Here is a 21,556-nt window from a genome sequence, read left to right on the forward strand (position 1 = left end):
GTACCTCGATGTCCGTGCACAGCCATACGGCAGCCCAACAAGACGCTGCCGCTCCTGAGTTCCCGCGCCACGTGGTGACCGCGGTGCTCGTCTCCCACGACGGCGCCCGCTGGCTGCCCGACGCGCTCGCCGGCCTGCTCGGCCAGGAGCGCCCGGTGCAGAACGCGGTGGCGGCCGACACCGGCAGCGCGGACGAATCCGCCCAGCTGCTCACCGACGCGCTCGGCGCCGACCGGGTGCTGCACCTCGCCCGCCGGACCGGCTTCGGCCAGGCCGTCGAGGAGGCCATCCGCGGCGCCGGTGTGCTCACCCCGGACGACCTGCCGTACCTGAAGCGCCCCAGTGGCTGGGACCCCGTCACCCGTAGCTGGCGCGACGACGCGTACGACATGCCGGACCTTCCGCACGGCGAACCCGAGCAGTGGCTCTGGCTGCTGCACGACGACTGCGCCCCCGAGCCCGACGCCCTCGCCCACATGCTCCGCGTCGTGGAGAACGAGCAGGAGCTCGGCAAGGACGTCGCCGTCGTGGGCCCCAAGCTCCGCGGCTGGTACGACCGGCGCGCCCTCCTGGAGGTCGGCGTCACCATCGCCAACTCCGGCCGCCGCTGGACCGGTCTGGACCGTCGCGAGCAGGACCAGGGCCAGCACGACCACGTCCATCCCGTGCTCGCCGTCTCCACCGCCGGCATGCTCGTCCGCCGCGACGTCTTCGAGGAGCTCGGCGGTTTCGACCGGCGCCTGCCCCTGATGCGTGACGACGTCGACCTGTGCTGGCGCGCCCACTCCGCGGGACACCGGGTCCTGGTCGCCCCCGAGGCGGTCGTCCGGCACGCCGAGGCCGCCTCCCGCGAGCGCCGCGCCGTCGACTGCGTGGGGCGCACCTCGGCCTCCCCGCACAAGGTCGACAAGGCGGGCGCCGTCTACACCCTCCTCGTCAACGCGCGCACGGCCCAGCTCCCCTGGATCCTGATCCGGCTCGTCCTCGGCACCCTGCTGCGCACCCTCGCCTACCTCGTCGGCAAGGTCCCCGGACAGGCCGTCGACGAGATCCGCGGTCTGCTCGGCACCCTGCTGCGACCCGAGCGGATCCTGGCGGGCCGCAGCAGGCGAGGCAGCCCCCAGATCGACAAGGGCGAGCTGCGCGCGCTGTTCCCGCCCCCCGGCGCGACCGTGCGGGCCACCGTCGAGCAGGTCGCCGGCAACCTCATGGGCAGCGACGACCCCGAGGCCACCGCCGGCGCCGGACGGCACGGCGGCGCGGTCGAGTCGGGGCCCGGCGGCGACGACGCCGACTTCCTCGAGATCGAGCAGTTCGCCCGGCTCAAGCGCATCGCCCGCAACCCCGGCCCGATGCTCTTCCTGGTGCTGCTGTTCGTCTCCCTGCTCGCCTGCCGCGGCCTCCTCGGCGGCGGGGCGCTCGCGGGCGGCGCGCTGCTGCCCGCGCCCGCCGACGCCTCCGAGCTCTGGTCGCGCTACCTCGACGGCTGGCACCCCGTGGGAGCCGGCGGCACCGAGTCCGCGCCGCCCTATCTCGCGCTCGTCGCGCTGCTGTCCTCGCTGCTGCTCGGCTCCACCGGGCTCGCGATCACCGTGCTCATGGTGGCCTCCGTGCCGCTGGCCGGCTTCGCCGCGTACTTCGCCTCCCGCCCGCTCGTCGAGTCGCGCCTGCTGCGCGCCTGGGCGTCCGTGACGTACGCGTTCCTGCCCGCCGCGGCCGGCGCGCTCGCGGGCGGCCGCGTCGGCACCGCCTTCCTCGCGATCCTGCTGCCGCTCATCGCCCGCGCGGGCGTCGCGGCGAGCGGGCTCGCGCACACCTCAGGCGCGCGCGGCAGCTGGCGCGCGACCTGGGCGTACGCCCTGCTGCTGACGTTCACCACGGCGTTCACGCCGATCGTGTGGCCCCTCGCGCTGGTCCTCGGGATCGCGCTCCTCGCCGTACGCCGCAGGGAGCTCACCGCGTACGGGCCGCGGTTCCTGGCCCAGCTCGGCACCCCGCTGCTGGTCCTCGCGCCCTGGTCGCTGACGCTGCTTCCGTTCGGCTTCTTCAAGGAGGCCGGCCTGCCCTACGGCGAGAGCGCGGCCTCCGCGCTCGACCTGCTCGGCGCCAGCCCCGGCGGTCCCGGCACGGTCAGCGGACTCATGCTCATCGGCATCGTGCTCGCCGCGCTGGCCGCCCTGCTGCGCGGCGAGCGGCAGCGCGCGGTCTGGACCGCCTGGGTCGTCGCCCTGGTGGCGCTGGTCTTCGCCGTGCTGTCCAACAAGTCGGTGTGGGCGGGCCCCGCCACCCTGGTGTACGGCCTCGCGCTGCTGACCGCCGCCGTGCTCGGCGCGGACGGGGCACGCTCCCGCGTGGCCGAGCAGAGCTTCGGCTGGCGCCAGCCGGTCGCCGCGCTCATCGCGTTCGCCTCGGCCGCGGGTCCGCTGCTGGTCGCCGCCGGGTGGATCATCGGCGGCGCCGACGGCCCCGTGGAGCGCCGCGACCCCGTGCAGGTGCCGGCGTTCGTCGCCGAGGAGAGCGGCACCCGCGACCAGGCCCGCACCCTGGTGCTCGACAGCGACACCGGCGCCCGCGTCGGTTACACCCTCGTGCGCGGCTCCGGCGCGCGCATGGGCGACGGCGAACTCGCGGCGTCGGCCGGCGAGAACAAGGGGCTCGACAAGGTCGTCGCCAACCTCGTCGCGGGCTCCGGCGCCGACCAGGCCGACCAGCTCGGCGGATTCGCCGTGCGTTACGTCCTGGTCCGCAAGGGCGCGCCCCGCGAGGTGAGCCGCGTCCTGGACGCGACCCCGGGTCTGACCCGGCTCAGCCAGCAGGACGGAAGCGCCCTGTGGCGTCTGGACCGTGAGGTCTCGCGGGCCTCGGTCGTCCCGAAGTCCGGTGAGCCGCTGCCCGTCGCCGCAGGACCCGTCGAACTGCACACCACCGTCCCCGCCGGCTCGGAGGGCCGCGTCCTGCGCCTCGCCGACACGGCGGACGCCGGCTGGACGGCGACCCTGGACGGAAAGCCGCTCACCCGCACCACGGTCGACGGCTGGGCGCAGGGCTTCGAACTGCCCGCGAACGGCGGCAGGCTGGACGTCGTCTTCGACGCCCCGCTGAGCCACACCGGCTGGCTGTGGGCGCAGGGCGCGCTCGCCGTCGTCCTCGTGGTCCTCGCCCTGCCCGGGCGGCGCCGCGACATCGACGACGACCTCCCCGAGGAGCCGGTCCTGCCCGCCCAGGACGTCACGGGCGACGGTCGTCGCGCCCGCCGCCTGCGCGCACAGGCCGAAGCCGAGGCCGAGGCCGAGGCGGAGGAGGCGGCCCGGACGGGCCAGGACGCGGACCCCCTTCCGGCCGAGGAGGAGGACCCGGAGCACGCTCACGCCGCGATCCCGCACCAGCAGGCGTACGACGAATGGGACGCCTCCAGCTACGCGGGCGCCGACTACGGCACCTACGGCGGCGAGCAGTACCAGGGCACGCAGCAGTACCCACCGGGCACCTACGAACAGCAGTACCAGGCCGACCCGTACCAGGCGGACCCGTACCAGACCGGCCAGTACGACCCCTACGGGTACGGGAACACGACGCCGTACGACCAGACGTACCAGCAGGGCTACGAGACGGCGTACGACCCGCAGCAGCCCCCGATGCCCCCGCAGCCGCCGCACGGCACCGACAGTGAGCGCCCCGACGGGAGCCAGCAGTGAACCGCACGACCCTGTCCCTGATCGCCGGCGCGACCGCGCTCGCCGCCGTCACCGGATTCGCCTCGCTCAACGCACCCGCCGCCACCGGCGACAGCACCGCCAGGGCGGCCGTCCAGCGGCCCGTGGAGCGCAGCCGCCTGCTGTGCCCCCAGCCCAGCACGTCCGACATCGCGGACACGGCGTACACGTCGTTCACGCCCGTCACCCAGGGCACCAGCGACGGCGGCAAGGCCGAACTGCAGCCCGCGACCGAGGAGTCGGCGGACTCCCCGAGCGGCGGGAAGACCGGCAAGAAGGCCCCCAAGCCCGTCGTGCAGCCGAAGGCACCCGGCAAGCCGGCCACCGGCGACAGCTCGGGCGCCGACGGCCCCGCCCTGGTCGGCACCGCCGAGGGCGCGTTCGCGCCCGGCTGGACGGTCCAGGAGACCACCGAGGTCGCCGCGGGCACCGGACGCGGCCTGCTCGGCACCAACTGCACTGCTCCGGACACCGAGTTCTGGTTCCCGGGCGCCAGCACCGCCGACAGCCGCACCGATTACGTGCACCTGACCAACCCGGACGACTCGGCCGCCGTCGTCGACGTCGAGCTGTACGGCAAGGACGGCACCCTCAAGTCCACCGTGGGCGACGGCATCACGGTCCAGCCGCACGCCAGCGAGCCGCTCCTGCTGAGCACGCTCACCAACGCGCCGCAGACCGACCTCACGGTCCATGTGACCGTCCGCAGCGGCCGTGTCGGCGCGGCCGTCCAGGCCCTGGACGACCGGACCGGCGGTGACTGGTTGGGCGCCTCCACCGACCCGGCGGGCAGCCTCGTCCTGCCGGGCATCCCGAAGGACGCCACCGCCGTGCGACTGGTCGCCTTCGCGCCCGGCGACCAGGACGCCGACCTGAAGGTGCGGCTCGCCTCGCCCTCAGGGCTGATCACCCCGGCCGGCAACGAGACGCTGCACGTCAAGTCCGGTATGACCACGGCGATCGACCTCGGGGACGTCACGCGCGGCGAGGCGGGGTCCCTGGTGCTCACCCCCACCGGCAGCACCCCGGTGCCGGTCGTCGCCGCCCTGCGGGTGGTGCGCGGCAAGGGCGACAAGCAGGAGTCGGCGTTCATCCCGGCCACGGCTCCGGTCGCCGCGCGCGCGACGGTCGCCGACAACAGCTCCCGGGGCACCACGCTCGCCCTGTCCGCGCCCGGCCGGACCGCCCGGGTCAAGGTCACCGCGTCAGCGGGCAGCGAGGGCGGCACACCGGCGACGAAGACGTACACGATCAAGGGCGGTACGACCCAGGACGTCGACGCCCCCGTGCCGGGCGGCCTCAAGGGGACGTACGCCCTGACGGTCGAGTCGGTCTCCGGAGGCCCGGTCTACGCCTCACGGACGCTCGCCTCCACGCAGGAGGGTGTACCCGGTTTCACGATCCAGACCCTGCCGGACGACCGCGGGACGGTGGCGGTCCCGGATGCGGAGCAGGACCTGTCGGTACTGCTCAAGAGCTGATCACGTACGAGTGATCCCGTACGGGTGATCCACCGGGTCCCGCGGGGACGCGGTGGATCCTCACTCCTCGCCGTAGCGCGGGTCCACCGTCTCCGGAGTCAGACCCAGCAGTTCCGCGACCTGCTCCACGACGATCTCGTGCACCAGCGCGGCCCGCTCGTCGCGGCCCTTGGTGCGGATCTCGACCGGGCGGCGGTAGACGACCACGCGCGCGGGATGCCCCTCGCGCGCGGCGATCGTGCCGCCCAGCGGCACCGCCTCGTCGTCCCAGCTCTCTCCGGGGCCGTCCAGGCGCGGCACCTCGAGGACCATGAAATCGATGTCGGCGAGCTGCGGCCAGCGCCGCTCCAGGCGCTCCACGGAGTCCTGCACCAGGTCCGCGAAGACCTCGGCGCGACTCGCGGCGAGCGGCACCTGGGGCGGCGCGACGGGGCCGCGCATGCCCCGTCCGTGGCGATCACGGCGGCGGGGCCCGGGTGCTGCGGCGCGGGGCGGTACGGGGGTGTCCATCACTGACGAAGCGTAGTCCCCGCGAGGGCCGCGCGCCCGACCCCCACGCGGCCGCTCGCGGCCCCGCGGCGAGGGCCCGGCGCGTGTTCCGGATGTCGCCGGATGACCATTCCGGCCAAGCTTGGGCTCGATTCCGTATCTCTCCTGGACCGCCGCACACATGGCAATTGACATGGTTTGCGTCAAGTGGTGACCGGATTCAGGTCCGTTCGGCTTTCCCGCGGCGGGGATCGTCCCAGGTCGGCACGGCGGGCCCGGAGGCCCCTGTGGGCCGCCTCACGGCACGACACGGTGGGGTGACCTGGGGGAGAGTCGTCGCGGCCCGCTCAAGAGTGCGGTACCGTCCAACCTCGTGAGCCCTGTACGTCGCTGTTCGCGAACCGCTTGCGGCCGTCCCGCCGTAGCGACGCTGACGTACGTCTACGCCGACTCGACCGCGGTCCTCGGCCCGCTCGCCACCTACGCCGAACCCCACTGCTACGACCTGTGCGCCGAGCACTCCGAGCGACTCACCGCCCCCCGCGGCTGGGAGGTCGTCCGGCTCGCCGACGCCTCGGCCCCCTCCCGCCCCAGCGGCGACGACCTGGAGGCTCTCGCCAACGCGGTGCGTGAGGCGGCCCGTCCGCAGCAGCGCGCCGCGGAGGCCGGTGGCGGCGCGCGGTCCGTGGACCCGATGGAGGTCGCCCGCCGGGGCCACCTGCGGGTGCTGCGCTCACCGGACAACTGAGCGCCCGCGCCGTCCACTTCGCGCGTTCCGGGTGCCACTGCTTCGCGCGTTCCGGGTGTCACTGCCCGAGGTGATCAGGGCCCGCGCCCCGGCCTTCCGGTCCCTCAAGGATCTCCCGCCCCTCAAGCCCCTTCAGGCCGTCCAGGCCGTCCAGTTCCTCCGTTTCTCGCTCCCGGGTGTCACAGGGCAGTGCACGCCCATTGACGGGTGGTTGTCGCGGACACGACCATTTCCGCACCTGCGGGAAATCGCTTTCCGCATCGCGGAATCTTTCGTGCGGCCGGATTCGGGGAGGCGCCCGTGTACGTCCAGCAAGTGGAGCCCGTCGCCGACTCGCTCGGCCTGTCCGCGCTCGTCGCGGCCCTTCCCCTCGTCATCGTCCTCGTGCTGCTCGGGGGCGTCCGCGCGAAGGCGCACCTGGCCGCCCTCCTCGGCCTGCTCGCCGCCGCGCTGGTCGCCCTGTTCGCGTACGGCATGCCCGTCGGGCAGACGCTGTCCGGCGCGGCCCAGGGAGCCGTCTTCGGCGTCTTCCCCATCCTGTGGATCGTCGTCAACGCCCTGTGGGTGTACCGGATGACGGTCCGCACCCGGCACTTCGACATCCTGCGCCGATCCTTCGGGCGCCTCTCCGACGACCCGCGCGTCCAGGCGCTCGTCGTCGCCTTCTGCTTCGGCGCGCTCCTGGAGGCCCTCGCGGGCTTCGGCGCACCCGTCGCGATCTGCTCCGTGATGCTGGTCGCGCTCGGCTTCGACCCGGTGCGCGCGGCCGTGGTGGCACTCGTCGCCAACACCGCGCCGGTCGCCTTCGGCGCGATGGGCACACCGGTCGTCACCCTCGCCCAGGTGACCGGCCTGCCGCTGGACTCGGTGGCCTCCGTGGTGGGCCGTCAGACGCCCCTGCTGGCCCTCGTGGTGCCCCTGTTGCTCGTCGCGCTGGTCGACGGGCGGCGCGGGCTGCGGGAGACATGGGGCCCCGCCCTGGCGTGCGGAGTCGCCTTCGCCGTCGCCCAGTTCGCGGCCTCCAACTACGTCTCGGCCCAACTCGCCGACATCGCGGCGGCCCTGGCGGGCGCCGCGGCGCTGGTCGCCCTGCCGCGGGCACGCCGGCCGGCCGCCGAGCCGGTACGTGTCGCGGTCCTGACCGGCGCACGCAGCGAGGACCTGGACGAGCAGGACGCGCGGCCCGAAGTCGCGCGCGCCTACGCCCCGTACGCCCTGATCGTCGTCGTCTTCTCGGTCGCCCAGATCCCGGCGGTCAAGGACTGGCTGGCGGGAGCGACACGGACCTTCGACTGGCCCTTCCTGAACGTCGTGAACCCGGACGGCAAGCCGGTCGGCGGCAACGTCTTCACGCTCCCGGTCGTCTCGACCGGCGGCACCCTCGTGCTTCTCGCCGGACTGTGCACGGCCGCCGTTCTCGGCGTGCACGCGCGCGTGGCGGCCGAGGAATGGGTGGCCACCGTCCGCGAGTTGAGATTCGCGATCCTCACCGTCACGTCGGTGCTGGCCCTCGCCTACGTGATGAACCTGTCGGGGCAGGCCGCCACGATCGGCCAGTTCGTGGCGGCGGCCGGCGCGGGACTCGCCTTCCTGTCACCCGTCCTCGGCTGGTTCGGCGTGGCCGTCACCGGCTCCGACACCTCGGCGAACGCCCTGTTCGGCGCCCTCCAGGTGAGCGCGGCCCGCGAGTCGGGGCTGTCTCCCGAACTGCTCGCCGCCGCCAACAGTTCGGGAGGCGTCCTCGGCAAGATGATCTCGCCGCAGAACCTGACCATCGCGTGCGCGGCGGTCGGGCTCGCGGGCCGCGAGGGCGACCTGCTGCGCAAGGTGCTGCCGTGGAGCGCGGGGCTGCTGCTGATCATGTGCCTGATCGTGCTGGGACAGAGCACGTCCGTCCTCGGGTGGATGCTGCCCTGACGGACTCCGCTCCCCGCGCCGCCCCCGGTGACGAGTGGGGCTTCCCAGGTGACGGATGCGCGTCCGATCCCCGGCCGCACAGCGGACCGTCAGCACGGACGGGTAGCTTGGGGTGACCGAAGTGGACTTCTGGAGGGTTGGCCGTGACTGCTGATCTGTCGCAGCTCGTGAAGGCGTACGACGTACGCGGGGTGGTCCCGGACCAGTGGGACGAGTCGCTGGCGGAGCTGTTCGGGGCCGCCTTCGTCCAGGTGACCGGAGCGGAAGCCATCGTGATCGGGCACGACATGCGGCCTTCGTCGCCCGGCCTGTCGCGGGCCTTCGCGCGCGGGGCGGCGGCGCGCGGGGTCGACGTGACCGAGATCGGGCTCTGCTCGACCGACCAGCTGTACTACGCGTCGGGCGCGTTCGACCTGCCCGGCGCCATGTTCACGGCCTCGCACAACCCCGCGAAGTACAACGGCATCAAGATGTGCCGCGCGGGCGCGTCCCCCGTCGGCCAGGACACCGGCCTCACCGAGATCCGCGAACTCGTCGAGTCCTGGATCGACTCGGGCGCCCCGGCCTCGGACGCCACGCCGGGCGCGATCACCCAGCGCGACACGCTGGAGGACTACGCGGGATACCTGCGCTCGCTCGTCGACCTGACCTCCATCCGCCCCCTGAAGGTCGTCGTCGACGCGGGCAACGGCATGGGCGGGCACACCGTGCCGACCGTCTTCGCGGGCCTGCCCCTGGACCTCGTCCCCATGTACTTCGAGCTGGACGGCACGTTCCCGAACCACGAGGCGAACCCGCTGGACCCGGCGAACATCGTGGACCTCCAGCAGCGTGTGCGTGAGGAGGGCGCCGACCTCGGCATCGCCTTCGACGGCGACGCGGACCGCTGCTTCGTCGTCGACGAGCACGGCGACCCGGTCTCCCCATCCGCCGTCACCGCGCTGGTGGCCTCCCGCGAGCTCGCCAAGCACGGCGGCGGCACGGTCATCCACAACCTGATCACCTCCTGGTCGGTCCCGGAGGTCGTCCGCGAGCAGGGCGGCACGCCGGTCCGCACCCGCGTCGGCCACTCCTTCATCAAGGCCGAGATGGCCCGCACCGGCGCGATCTTCGGCGGCGAGCACTCCGCGCACTACTACTTCCGCGACTTCTGGAACGCCGACACCGGCATGCTGGCCGCCCTCCACGTCCTCGCCGCGCTCGGCGGCCAGGACGGCACGCTCTCCGAGCTCGTCGCCGCGTACGACCGCTACGCCGCCTCCGGTGAGATCAACTCCACCGTCGACGACCAGACGGCCCGCCTCACCGCGATCAGGGAGACCTACCAGGGCCGTGAGGGCGTCACCATCGACGAACTCGACGGTCTGACCGTCACCGCGGACGACTGGTGGTTCAACGTCCGCCCCTCCAACACCGAGCCCCTCCTGCGCCTCAACGCGGAGGCCAAGGACGAGGCGACGGTGGCGAAGGTGCGCGACGAGGTCCTGGACCTCATCCGAGGCTGAACCCTGCCCGACAACACGGGAGGCCGCCCACCCGGCTCCCCACGTACCCCTGGCTCCCTTCAGGGGCCGCGGCTCTTGCCACGGCCCCTGAATACCGGGCCGGTTCCGTGCTTGTGGTCTGTTCCGTGCCCGCGGTCCGCCCCGCCCCCGCGGTCCGCCCCGCCCCCGCGGTCCGCCCCGCCCCCGCGGCCCGTTCCGCCCCCGCGGGCCCGGGCCCGCATCTGCGACCGGTCGGGAACCATCCGGCGCGGACGCGTGCCCGCGGCCCGGCCGACGTTTGACGGCGAACCCGAAGACCTGGCCACAGTGGGCACCTCCAGCGCGGACCGGTGCCGTCCATCGGTGCCGTCCACCGGTGCCGTCCACCGGAGCAGGCACCTCCCGCGCGGCCCCGTGGCCGCCGGCGCGGGCCGCACCTCCCACGGGGCCCGCCCCTCCGGCTGGTCTCGGACCTCCGACGCGGTCCCGCGTCTCAGCCGGCCAGGAACCATCCGGCGCGAGCCCGCATGTCCACACCCCCCGAACCATCCAGCCCAGGCCCGCATCTCCAGCCCGTCCGGCGTTTGAGGACGAGCCCTTCGGGCGACAAGCGGCTCCAACGGGCGGCAGCCCCTCGGCGGCGGCCCGACGACACCCCTGGCAGGGGTTCCAGGGGCCGACCCCCTGCCGAGCCCCCGGAGGGCGCGGCCCCGCCACCTAACTCCGGCACCCGGCCCCCCGCAGCGGTACTCTGACCAGGCCGCATCCACCTGTTCGAAAGGACACCCCATGCCGCTCGAAGCCGGCCTCCTGGAGATCCTCGCCTGCCCGGCCTGCCACGCCCCGCTCAAGGAGCAGGAGAGCGAGCTGGTCTGCACCGGACAGGGCTGCGGCCTCGCCTACCCCGTCCGGGACGGCATCCCCGTACTGCTCGTCGACGAGGCCCGCCGCCCCGCGTAGGCGAACACCCGGCGCCCGCCACCACCCCGGGCGCCCACCCCGCACCACAGCGACACAGGCGACACACCGGCGATCGGGAGGCTGCCGACCCATGCTCGACGACTCGCTGCTCGACGACCCAGAGGCGCTCGCCCGCGCCGACCGTCGTGAGCTGCTCCGAGGCGCCGCCGAGGCCGGCGCCCGCGTGCGTACCGCGGCCCGGCACGCCACCGAGGCCGGGATCCCGGAACTGAAGCCGGACGGCCGCCCCCGCGCGGTCCTGATCGCCGGCCCCGGACTGGCGGCCACCGGAGTGGCCGAACTGCTCGGCACACTCGCCGGAGCCAGCTGCCCCGTCACCCGGCTCACCCCCACCGGGGTCGCCCCCGCGGGAGGCGCCCTGCGCTGGGAGCTGCCCGGCTGGGCCGGCCCCGTGGACCTCGTGCTGATCGCCACCCCGGACGGCACCGAACCAGGACTGGAGCTCCTGGTCGAGCAGGCGTACCGGCGCGGCAGCTCCGTCGTCGCGGTGGCCCCCGCCGGTACCCCGATCGAGGAAGCGGTGGAGGGCACGCACGGCCTGTTCGTACCGATGGCGACCGCCCCGTACGAGCCGAACACACCGCTCGCGGCCTCCGCCCCCGGCGTCCTGTGGGCGCTGCTCACCCCGCTCCTCGCGCTGCTGGACCGCACCGGCCTGGTCTCGGCCCCGCCCGAGGCACTGCAGAAGGTCGCCGACCGCCTCGACCGCGTGGCCGAACGCTGCGGCCCGGCCATCGCGACCTACGGCAACCCGGCCAAGACGCTCGCCGCCGACCTGGCCGAAGCGCTCCCGGTGATCTGGACCGAGGGCACCTCCGCGGGTCCCGCGGGCCGCCGCTTCACCGCGGCGCTCGCCGAACTCGCCGGCCGCCCCGCCCTCGCCGCGGAACTCCCCGAGGCGCTCGCCGCCCACAGCGTCCTCCTCTCGGGCGCGCTGGCCGCCGCCGCCGACCCCGACGACTTCTTCCGCGACCGAGTCGAGGAACAGCAGGTCCTGCACGCGCGCGTGGTGCTCCTGCGCGACCGGCCGGCCGGCGGCCTCACCGCCGCGCCCGCCGCCCGCGAGCTGGCCCTCAGCCACGACACCGCGATCAGCGAGCTCGAACCCGAGGAGGGCGGCGACCTCGAGACGCTCGCCGAACTCATCGCCGTCACGGACTTCGCCGCCGTTTACCTGGCGCTCGCCTCGGGGGCCCGACCTTGACCCACACCGGCTGACGCCCCCCGGCGCACGGGCGCCGGCTGGTGGGGAAACGACCGCAGAGCAGCGTACGTACGGAGAAAACAGCACACATGGACCGCCTCGACAACACCGTCCGCCCCTATGCCTGGGGCTCGACCACCGCCATACCGCGGCTCCTCGGCGCCGAGCCGACCGGTGAACCGCAGGCGGAGATGTGGATGGGCGCGCACCCCGGCGCCCCCTCGCTCACGGCGCGCGGTCCCCTCACCGAGGTCATAGGCGAGGACCCCGAGAAGGAGCTCGGCCACGCGGCCGTCGCCAAGTTCGGCCCCCGGCTGCCCTTCCTCCTGAAGATCCTCGCCGCGGGCGCCCCCCTCTCCCTCCAGGTGCACCCGAACCTCGAACAGGCGAGGGAGGGATACGAGGACGAGGAGCGCCGGGGCATCCCGGTCGACGCCCCGCACCGCAACTACAAGGACGCCAACCACAAGCCCGAACTCATCTGCGCGCTCACCGAGTTCGACGGCCTGTGCGGCTTCCGCGCCCCGGACGAGGCCGCCGCCCTCCTCGCCGCCCTGGACGTCGACTCCCTCAAGCCGTACGTCGACCTGCTGCGCGCCCACCCGCAGGACGCGGCCCTGCGCGAGGTCCTCACGGCGGTGCTGAGCGCGGACCCCGGCGAGATGGCCCGCACGGTCACCGAGGCCGCGGCCGCCTGCGACCGCCTCGGCGGCGAGCACGCCCCGTACGCCGACATAGCCCACCACTACCCGGGCGACCCCGGCGTCATCGCCGCCATGCTCCTCAACCACGTCCGGCTGCAGCCCGGCGAAGCCCTGTTCCTCGGCGCCGGCGTCCCGCACGCGTACCTGAACGGCCTGGGCGTCGAGATCATGGCCAACAGCGACAACGTCCTGCGCTGCGGTCTGACCCCCAAACACGTCGACGTGCCCGAACTGCTGCGTATCGTCCGCTTCGAGGCGAGCGACCCCGGTGTCCTGCGCCCGGAGGAGTCGCCCGGCGGCGAGGAGGTCTACGCGACCCCCATCGACGAGTTCCGCCTCTCCCGCTACGTCCTCGCGGAGGGCGCCGCCCCGCACGACCTCACCCGCGAGACCCCGCAGATCCTGCTCTGCACGGCGGGCTCGGTCCACACGGACGCAGGCGTTCTGACCCCCGGCCGGTCGGTGTTCGTACCGGCCGGCGAAAAGGCCGAGGTGTCCGGTTCCGGCACGATCTTCCGTGCGACAGTGGTCGCCTGACGGGATGACGGCGGCCGCCCTGCCCCGTCGCCAGGGTGGCCAGCCGCGCCGCCGCCGGACCGGGCTGCAACAATGGCCCACCGCAAAGGGCGGGCAAAGCCAGGACCGGCGTACGAGGGTACGGACGGGGCCCGGCACGGCGTACGAAGGGACAGCAGGAGCACATGAGCGCTTCAGGCGGCACCAGGGCGATCGTGGCGGCACTCGGCGCCAACCTCGCGATCGCGGTATCCAAGTTCGTCGCGTTCGCCTTCAGCGGTTCGTCCTCGATGCTCGCCGAGGGCGTCCACTCGCTGGCCGACTCCGGCAACCAGGCCCTGCTCCTGATCGGCGGCAAGAAGGCCCAGCGCGAGGCGACGCCGCAGCACCCCTTCGGCTACGGCCGTGAACGGTACATCTACGCCTTCCTCGTCTCGATCGTCCTCTTCTCGGTCGGCGGCATGTTCGCCGTCTACGAGGGCTACGAGAAGATCAACCACCCGCACCAGATCGAGCACTGGTACTGGCCGGTGGGCGTCCTGGTGTTCGCGATCATCGCCGAGGGCTTCTCCTTCCGTACGGCCATCAAGGAGTCCAACGAGCTGCGCGGGAAGCTGTCCTGGTCCCAGTTCATCCGCCGGGCGAAGGCCCCCGAGCTCCCGGTCGTGCTCCTGGAGGACTTCGGCGCGCTGATCGGTCTGGTCCTCGCCCTCGGCGGCGTCGGCCTGGCCCTCCTCACCGACGACGGCGTCTGGGACGGCATCGGCACGCTCTGCATCGGCATCCTGCTCATCCTGATCGCGCTGGTCCTGGCCGCCGAGACCAAGTCCCTGCTGCTGGGCGAGGCGGCGGGCGTCGACGACGTGAAGAAGATCGAGACCGCGATCGTCGACGGCGACACGGTCACCGGCATCATCCACATGCGCACGCTCCACCTCGGCCCGGAGGAACTCCTGGTCGCCGCCAAGATCGCCGTCCAGCACGACGACACGGCCGGCGAGGTCGCCGCCGCGATCAACGCGGCCGAGGCCCGCATCCGGGAGTCCGTCCCGATCGCCCGCGTCATCTACCTGGAGCCGGACATCTACAGCGAGGCCGAGGCGGCCAAGGGCCCGGACCCCGACGCCACCCCCGGCGGCCCGGCACGACCGGCCGGGCACTGACCCCGGACCGCGCGGACAGGTGCGGCGGGAGCTCCGGCGCGGGCACCCCCGCGCACAGACCCTGGTTCTAGGGGTTTCCTGGGAGCGCCCGAGGCACACTTTGGCCGGAGCCGGACTGGGGAGGCCTGGGGTGACCGGTGTAGCTTGGTGACTGAGCCAGACGTCGCTGCTGATGGCGGTCGGGCGGTCCCACCGCGGACCGACCGAGGGAGAGAGGGCCTCCGACGGACTGAGCTGCGCGCACCGGGCACGCCGTGCCCGAGGGCCCCTGTGCCCGCCGTCGCGCAGAACAGCCGTACCCACCTCGCCACAACCCCGAGGAGCAGCTCCCCATGACGACTGTCGACAACCGACAGGACTTCAAGGTCGCCGATCTCTCCCTGGCCGACTTCGGCCGCAAGGAGATCACCCTCGCCGAGCACGAGATGCCCGGCCTGATGTCGATCCGTAAGGAGTACGCGGCCGCGCAGCCCCTCGCAGGCGCCCGCGTCACCGGCTCCCTGCACATGACGGTGCAGACCGCCGTCCTCATCGAGACCCTCGTCGCCCTCGGCGCCGAGGTCCGCTGGGCGTCCTGCAACATCTTCTCCACCCAGGACCACGCCGCCGCGGCCATCGCCGTCGGCCCGAACGGCACGCCCGACAACCCGCAGGGCGTCCCGGTCTTCGCCTGGAAGGGCGAGACCCTGGAGGAGTACTGGTGGTGCACGGAGCAGGCGCTGACCTGGCCGAACACCCCCACCGGCGGCCCGAACATGATCCTGGACGACGGCGGTGACGCCACCCTCCTCGTCCACAACGGCGTCAAGTACGAGAAGGACGGCAAGGTCCCCTCGGTCGACACCGCCGAGAACGACGAGCACCGCGTCGTCCTCGAACTCCTCAACCGCACGATCACCGACGGCTCCCAGAAGTGGACCCAACTCGCCTCGGAGATCCGCGGCGTGACCGAGGAGACCACGACGGGCGTGCACCGTCTCTACGAGATGCACCGCGACGGCACCCTGCTGTTCCCGGCGATCAACGTGAACGACGCCGTCACCAAGTCGAAGTTCGACAACAAGTACGGCTGCCGCCACTCCCTGATCGACGGCATCAACCGTGCCACCGACGTCCTGATCGGCGGCAAGACCGCCGTCGTCTGCGGCTACGGCGACGTGGGCAAGGGCTGTGCGGAGTCCCTGCGCGGCCAGGGCGCCCGCGTGATCATCACCGAGATCGACCCGATCTGCGCCCTGCAGGCGGCGATGGACGGCTACCAGGTCGCGACCCTCGACGAGGTCGTCGACAAGGCCGACATCTTCGTCACCACGACCGGCAACAAGGACATCATCATGGCCGCCGACATGGCCAAGATGAAGCACCAGGCGATCGTGGGCAACATCGGCCACTTCGACAACGAGATCGACATGGCCGGCCTCGCGCAGATCCCGGGCATCGTCAAGGACGAGGTCAAGCCGCAGGTCCACACCTGGAAGTTCCCCGACGGCAAGGTGCTCATCGTGCTGTCGGAGGGCCGCCTGCTGAACCTGGGCAACGCCACCGGTCACCCGTCGTTCGTGATGTCCAACTCGTTCGCGGACCAGACGCTGGCCCAGATCGAGCTGTACACCAAGCCCGACGAGTACCCGACCGACGTCTACGTGCTCCCCAAGCACCTCGACGAGAAGGTCGCCCGCCTCCACCTCGACGCCCTCGGCGTCAAGCTCACGACGCTCCGTCCGGAGCAGGCCGCCTACATCGGCGTAGAGGTCGAGGGCCCGTACAAGTCGGACCACTACCGCTACTGAGCACCCCCGCCGAGCGGCCGCACCGACCGCGCGGCGTACGGATGTCAGCAGGCCCCCGCCCCCGTGGCGGGGGCCTGTCCCCGATGAGGACCTGAACGCCCATGCCACGCGGCCGCTATTCGCTCCACGATCCGCACGATCACACCCCCCTGGCCGAAGAACACTTCCACTGCGCGCCCGGCCCCTCCGGCTGGCGCTACGTCTCCCAGCTCACGGCACCCTCCGGCGACCACGCGGGCTCCGTCGACCTCGCCCTCGACGAGCTGGGCCGCCCCATCCGGCTCGAACTGCACGCCGCGAGCTGGCAGGTCCGGGGCGCCGCCCTCGAAGGCGTCACCTGGGTCCGCACCGACCCCACGGGCACCGAGGCCACCGAGGGCAACGCCCAAGCCCACGCCTTCACCGGCACGTCCCCCGCCTTCCTCGTCGCCACCGCCCGTCTCCTGCGCCTCACCCCCTCCGCGTCGGCCACCCGCGTACGCCTCGTCGCCTTCACCGACCCGGTCCTCGCCCCGCGCACCCTCGACCAGTCCTGGGCCCTGGTCTCGAGACAATCACACGCCACTGACAACGGCCCCCTGACCGTGGACGCGTACCAGGTCACAGCGCTGGACACGGGAGAACAGCACGCCGTGCACCTCGCGGGAGACGTCGTCCTCGCGGCGCCCGGCATCGAACTGGAACACCTCGAATCACCACCGTCCGCGTTCGCCTGAGGCCGCCCGGCCTCGCCGCGGCAGCTGTCAGGCAGGCGGCGCGAATCCGGTCGCGGGCCGGTCGGCCGGCTGCTCCCGCGCCACCGCGGGCCGAACGGCGTGCTGCCCCGGTGATCCGTCGCCGTCCACGACCGGCGGCTGCGGCGCGGGGGGAACCACGCTCGCGGGACCGGGGGCGGGCGCCCCGGCCGGCGCCACGAATCCCGGTTGCCGCCCGACCGGGCCGCTCCCGCCCGGCACCCCGCCGACGAACCCGCCAGGACCTCCCGGTACGCCGGCGGCCGGTCCACCGCCGAAGGCCCGCCGGGCGTCCCGCGCCTGACGTTCGTGCACCACGGCCGCCAGATAGGCGGCCGCCGGGACACCCTGCGGCGCCGGAGCCCCCGTACGGGCGGCGAGATCGGAGGCCAGCCGCTCCGCCATCGCCGCACCGACCTGCGGATCCAGCTGCCGCATCCGCGTCAGGTACTGCCGGACGGCCAGCCACAGCCCGTCCGGCACCGCCGACAGGTCGAGCCCGGAGAACCGCCCCGCCAGCCAGGGCGGCGGGGGAGGCACGAAGGCGCTCCGCCCGGCCGGAATCCGCTCCCGCACGACGAGAGTCCCCGCGAACACGTCACCGAGGCGCCGCCCCCGCTGCGACACGAGCGAGGCGACGCACGCGACGATCCCGAACGTCATCAGGATCTCGACCACTCCGATGGCACCGCGCACCAGCGCGTGCCGGAACCGGATCGGCCCCCCGTCGTCCCGCACCACCCGCAATCCGAACGCCAGTTTCCCCAGCGAACGGCCGTGACTGAGTGTCTCGACCGCGATCGGCCCGCCGACCAGCAGCAGAACGAAGCTCGCGATCGACACCGCGATCTGCGCCGCCTCGTCCATGGCCGCCGTCGCGGCCACCAGCCCGATGGTGACGATCAGATAGGCCGCCATCGCGACGACCAGGTCGAGCAGTACGGCCAGCGCACGGCTCGGCAGTTTCGCGGGGCGCAGCTCCAACGCCACCGCCTCGCCCGTCACTAGCTCACTCACGTTCGCCGTCCTTCCCCTGACCTGCCCCGAGAACCGCCAGTCTGCCAAGCTGAGGGCAGCATCGCGCCGCGGTACGACAAGCTGACACGCGGTACGAGAGGACGAGGAGCGGCAGAACCGATGGACCTCGACGTCTTCGTGTCCGCGCACGGCGCGGAGTGGGACCGCCTGGACGCCCTGCTGCGCCGTCGGCGCCGGCTCACCGGGGCCGAGGCCGACGAACTGGTCGCCCTGTACCAGCGCACGGCCACCCATCTCTCCCTCGTCCAGTCCAGCGCCCCGGACCCGCAGCTCACCGGGCGCCTCAGCCAGCTGGTGGCCCGCGCGCGCAGTGCCGTGACCGGCACCCGCCGAGCCTCCTGGCGCGATGTCACCCGCTTCCTCACCCAGGGTTTTCCGGCGGCGGTCTACCGTGCGCGTCACTGGTGGGTGCCCACGGCCCTGCTGTCCACGGCCGTCGCGGTCGTTCTGGGGTGGTGGATCGGCACGCACCCCGAGGTCCAGTCCTCCATCGCCGCGCCCGCCGAACTGCGCGCCCTCACGCGTCCCGGTGGCGAGTACGAGACCTACTACTCGAGCCATCCGGCGGCCTCCTTCGCGGCACAGGTGTGGACGAACAACGCCGAGGCCGCCGCGATGTGTCTGGTCCTGGGCGTCTTCCTGGGGATACCCGTGCTCTGGATCCTCCTGCAGAACATGCTCAACGTGGGCGTCGGCATCGGCCTGATGTCGTCGGCCGGCCGTCTCGACACCTTCCTCGGCCTGATCCTCCCGCACGGTCTCCTGGAACTGACAGCCGTCTTCGTGGCCGCGGGGACGGGCCTGCGGCTGGGCTGGACCCTGATAGATCCGGGCCCCCGCTCCCGCCGCACGGCACTCGCCGAAGAGGGCCGGGCCGCCCTCGGCATGGCGATCGGCCTGGCACTGGTCCTCTTCGTCTCCGGCGCCATAGAAGGCTTCGTCACCCCGTCCGGCCTCCCCACCTGGGCCCGTATCTGCATAGGCATCGCGGCTGAACTCGGCTTCCTCACGTACGTCTACGTCCTGGGCGGTCGCGCCGTCCGGGCGGGTGAGACCGGCGACGTCGTGGACGCCGAGCGCAGCGCCACGCTGCCGACGGCCGCGTGATGTGCGACTACCTCCGTTGACCTGCTAGTCTCCTGTTCGCCCCACAGGAGCCATTGACATGGAGCCGATGGGGAGGTAGATTCGAACAGTTGCCTAGAACTGGACATGTCCAGTCGGTGGCGGTTAGCATCTACGAGCTTCTCGTGAACGCGATTCCGAGAAGCGCCTTCCGATTAGTCAGGACCGAGCGGCCGGTAAGGCCGGTCAAAAGCTTCTGATAAAGTCGGACTCGCCGAAAGAGAGCCGCAAGGCCCGAATAGGCGAAGGCTCATCCAACGGCCACTGGAAATGAATTCCGACCGGAAACGGAACGGAAAACGGATCTGGTAAAGTCGGGACCGCCGGAAAGGGAAACGCGAAAGCGGAAACCTGGAAAGCGCCGAGGAAATCGGATACGGAAACGGTCTGATAGAGTCGGAAACGCAAGACCGAAGGGAAGCGCCCGGAGGAAAGCCCGAGAGGGTGAGTACAAAGGAAGCGTCCGTTCCTTGAGAACTCAACAGCGTGCCAAAAATCAACGCCAGATATGTTGATACCCCGTCTCCGGCCGATCGGCTGGGACGAGGTTCCTTTGAAAAAGTCCTGCCCCTTGGGGCAGGCGCACAGCGAGGACGCTGTGAACCGGGGGATTATTCCTCCCCTTGGTTCCGCTCTCGTGTGTGTCGTCCCGATTACGGGAAAACATTCACGGAGAGTTTGATCCTGGCTCAGGACGAACGCTGGCGGCGTGCTTAACACATGCAAGTCGAACGATGAAGCCCTTCGGGGTGGATTAGTGGCGAACGGGTGAGTAACACGTGGGCAATCTGCCCTTCACTCTGGGACAAGCCCTGGAAACGGGGTCTAATACCGGATAATACCTGCCTGGGCATCTGGGCGGGTTGAAAGCTCCGGCGGTGAAGGATGAGCCCGCGGCCTATCAGCTTGTTGGTGAGGTAGTGGCTCACCAAGGCGACGACGGGTAGCCGGCCTGAGAGGGCGACCGGCCACACTGGGACTGAGACACGGCCCAGACTCCTACGGGAGGCAGCAGTGGGGAATATTGCACAATGGGCGAAAGCCTGATGCAGCGACGCCGCGTGAGGGATGACGGCCTTCGGGTTGTAAACCTCTTTCAGCAGGGAAGAAGCGAAAGTGACGGTACCTGCAGAAGAAGCGCCGGCTAACTACGTGCCAGCAGCCGCGGTAATACGTAGGGCGCAAGCGTTGTCCGGAATTATTGGGCGTAAAGAGCTCGTAGGCGGCTTGTCACGTCGGTTGTGAAAGCCCGGGGCTTAACCCCGGGTCTGCAGTCGATACGGGCAGGCTAGAGTGTGGTAGGGGAGATCGGAATTCCTGGTGTAGCGGTGAAATGCGCAGATATCAGGAGGAACACCGGTGGCGAAGGCGGATCTCTGGGCCATTACTGACGCTGAGGAGCGAAAGCGTGGGGAGCGAACAGGATTAGATACCCTGGTAGTCCACGCCGTAAACGGTGGGAACTAGGTGTTGGCGACATTCCACGTCGTCGGTGCCGCAGCTAACGCATTAAGTTCCCCGCCTGGGGAGTACGGCCGCAAGGCTAAAACTCAAAGGAATTGACGGGGGCCCGCACAAGCAGCGGAGCATGTGGCTTAATTCGACGCAACGCGAAGAACCTTACCAAGGCTTGACATACACCGGAAAGCATTAGAGATAGTGCCCCCCTTGTGGTCGGTGTACAGGTGGTGCATGGCTGTCGTCAGCTCGTGTCGTGAGATGTTGGGTTAAGTCCCGCAACGAGCGCAACCCTTGTTCTGTGTTGCCAGCATACCCTTCGGGGTGATGGGGACTCACAGGAGACTGCCGGGGTCAACTCGGAGGAAGGTGGGGACGACGTCAAGTCATCATGCCCCTTATGTCTTGGGCTGCACACGTGCTACAATGGCAGGTACAATGAGCTGCGAAGCCGTGAGGCGGAGCGAATCTCAAAAAGCCTGTCTCAGTTCGGATTGGGGTCTGCAACTCGACCCCATGAAGTCGGAGTTGCTAGTAATCGCAGATCAGCATTGCTGCGGTGAATACGTTCCCGGGCCTTGTACACACCGCCCGTCACGTCACGAAAGTCGGTAACACCCGAAGCCGGTGGCCCAACCCCTTGTGGGAGGGAGCTGTCGAAGGTGGGACTGGCGATTGGGACGAAGTCGTAACAAGGTAGCCGTACCGGAAGGTGCGGCTGGATCACCTCCTTTCTAAGGAGCATCTAGGCTGCCAGGCTTGCCTGGTGGTCCAGGGCCATTACGTCGGCAGATGTTCGACGGTGGTTGCTCATGGGTGGAACGTTGATTATTCGGCACTTTCAGTCATCTCAGGCTGCCAGTACTGTCCTTCGGGGCGTGGAAAGCTGATCTGAGTGGCGAGGGTGTCGGGCACGCTGTTGGGTGTCTGAAGGTACGGCCGATTGTTGGCTGCCTTCAGTGCCGGCCCCAGTGCACTCGAACTACTGGTTCGGGGTGATGGGTGGTTGGT

The 21,556-nt window shown here is 71.4% G+C and carries 14 protein-coding genes and 1 rRNA gene; 13 read left to right on the plus strand and 2 right to left on the minus strand.

Translation table 11 applies throughout. The annotated features are described in order from the left end of the window. Nucleotides 1-8 precede the first annotated feature (8 nt). Nucleotides 9-3,695 carry a glycosyltransferase family 2 protein gene (locus GFH48_RS24040; protein ID WP_153290232.1) on the plus strand — a complete coding sequence of 1,229 codons (3,687 nt, stop codon included), beginning with the start codon at nt 9-11 and terminating at the stop codon, nt 3,693-3,695. Next, complete coding sequence (locus tag GFH48_RS24045) at nt 3,692-5,194, plus strand: DUF5719 family protein (RefSeq protein ID WP_153290233.1); 1,503 nt, start codon at nt 3,692-3,694, stop codon at nt 5,192-5,194. The genes GFH48_RS24040 and GFH48_RS24045 overlap by 4 nt, the downstream gene beginning before the upstream one ends. A 60-nt stretch (nt 5,195-5,254) precedes the next feature. On the opposite strand, the gene GFH48_RS24050 is transcribed toward GFH48_RS24045, so the two are convergent. Then, entirely contained in the window at nt 5,255-5,704 is a 450-nt protein-coding gene (locus tag GFH48_RS24050) for a metallopeptidase family protein (RefSeq protein WP_153293083.1), read from the minus strand. Between the two features lie 352 nt (nt 5,705-6,056). Here GFH48_RS24050 and GFH48_RS24055 point away from each other — a divergent pair, with 352 nt between their 5' ends. The 9 genes from GFH48_RS24055 (at nt 6,057) to GFH48_RS24095 (ending at nt 16,906) form a co-directional block, all read left to right on the plus strand. After that, nucleotides 6,057-6,431 (plus strand): DUF3499 domain-containing protein, encoded by a 375-nt coding sequence (locus tag GFH48_RS24055; RefSeq protein ID WP_194280658.1) that lies wholly within the window; start codon nt 6,057-6,059, stop codon nt 6,429-6,431. Nucleotides 6,432-6,731: 300 nt separating this feature from the next. Next, a complete protein-coding gene (locus tag GFH48_RS24060; RefSeq protein ID WP_153290235.1) occupies nt 6,732-8,348 on the plus strand; it encodes an L-lactate permease in 1,617 nt (538 codons plus the stop codon). Nucleotides 8,349-8,491: 143 nt separating this feature from the next. Beyond that, the gene (locus GFH48_RS24065; RefSeq protein WP_153290236.1) at nt 8,492-9,853 is read left to right on the plus strand and encodes a phosphomannomutase/phosphoglucomutase; all 1,362 of its coding nucleotides are present in this window, start codon (nt 8,492-8,494) and stop codon (nt 9,851-9,853) included. Between the two features lie 768 nt (nt 9,854-10,621). Then, complete coding sequence (locus tag GFH48_RS24070) at nt 10,622-10,792, plus strand: Trm112 family protein (protein WP_153290237.1); 171 nt, start codon at nt 10,622-10,624, stop codon at nt 10,790-10,792. Between the two features lie 91 nt (nt 10,793-10,883). Beyond that, on the plus strand, nt 10,884-12,017 hold the full coding sequence (locus tag GFH48_RS24075) for an SIS domain-containing protein (protein ID WP_153290238.1): 1,134 nt from the start codon (nt 10,884-10,886) through the stop codon (nt 12,015-12,017). Between the two features lie 89 nt (nt 12,018-12,106). Continuing rightward, nucleotides 12,107-13,258, plus strand: a complete 1,152-nt coding sequence (gene manA, locus GFH48_RS24080) for a mannose-6-phosphate isomerase, class I (RefSeq protein WP_153290239.1) — start codon at nt 12,107-12,109, stop codon at nt 13,256-13,258. A gap of 164 nt (nt 13,259-13,422) precedes the next feature. Then, on the plus strand, nt 13,423-14,400 hold the full coding sequence (locus tag GFH48_RS24085; protein ID WP_153290240.1) for a cation diffusion facilitator family transporter: 978 nt from the start codon (nt 13,423-13,425) through the stop codon (nt 14,398-14,400). Nucleotides 14,401-14,732: 332 nt separating this feature from the next. Then, nucleotides 14,733-16,190: an adenosylhomocysteinase gene (ahcY, locus tag GFH48_RS24090; protein ID WP_153290241.1), complete on the plus strand. Its 1,458-nt coding sequence runs from the start codon at nt 14,733-14,735 to the stop codon at nt 16,188-16,190. Nucleotides 16,191-16,291: 101 nt separating this feature from the next. Next, a complete protein-coding gene (locus GFH48_RS24095; protein ID WP_153290242.1) occupies nt 16,292-16,906 on the plus strand; it encodes a hypothetical protein in 615 nt (204 codons plus the stop codon). 27 nt (nt 16,907-16,933) lie between these two features. On the opposite strand, the gene GFH48_RS24100 is transcribed toward GFH48_RS24095, so the two are convergent. Further along, the gene (locus tag GFH48_RS24100) at nt 16,934-17,941 is read right to left on the minus strand and encodes an RDD family protein (protein WP_194280659.1); all 1,008 of its coding nucleotides are present in this window, start codon (nt 17,939-17,941) and stop codon (nt 16,934-16,936) included. Between the two features lie 120 nt (nt 17,942-18,061). Here GFH48_RS24100 and GFH48_RS24105 point away from each other — a divergent pair, with 120 nt between their 5' ends. After that, nucleotides 18,062-19,069, plus strand: coding sequence for a stage II sporulation protein M (locus tag GFH48_RS24105; RefSeq protein ID WP_153290243.1), 1,008 nt, complete (start codon nt 18,062-18,064; stop codon nt 19,067-19,069). Nucleotides 19,070-19,753: 684 nt separating this feature from the next. Then, nucleotides 19,754-21,279: ribosomal RNA gene (locus tag GFH48_RS24110) — 16S ribosomal RNA — on the plus strand. Nucleotides 21,280-21,556 lie beyond the last annotated feature (277 nt).

It is taken from the genome of Streptomyces fagopyri (assembly GCF_009498275.1).
GTDB lineage: Bacteria > Actinomycetota > Actinomycetes > Streptomycetales > Streptomycetaceae > Streptomyces > Streptomyces fagopyri.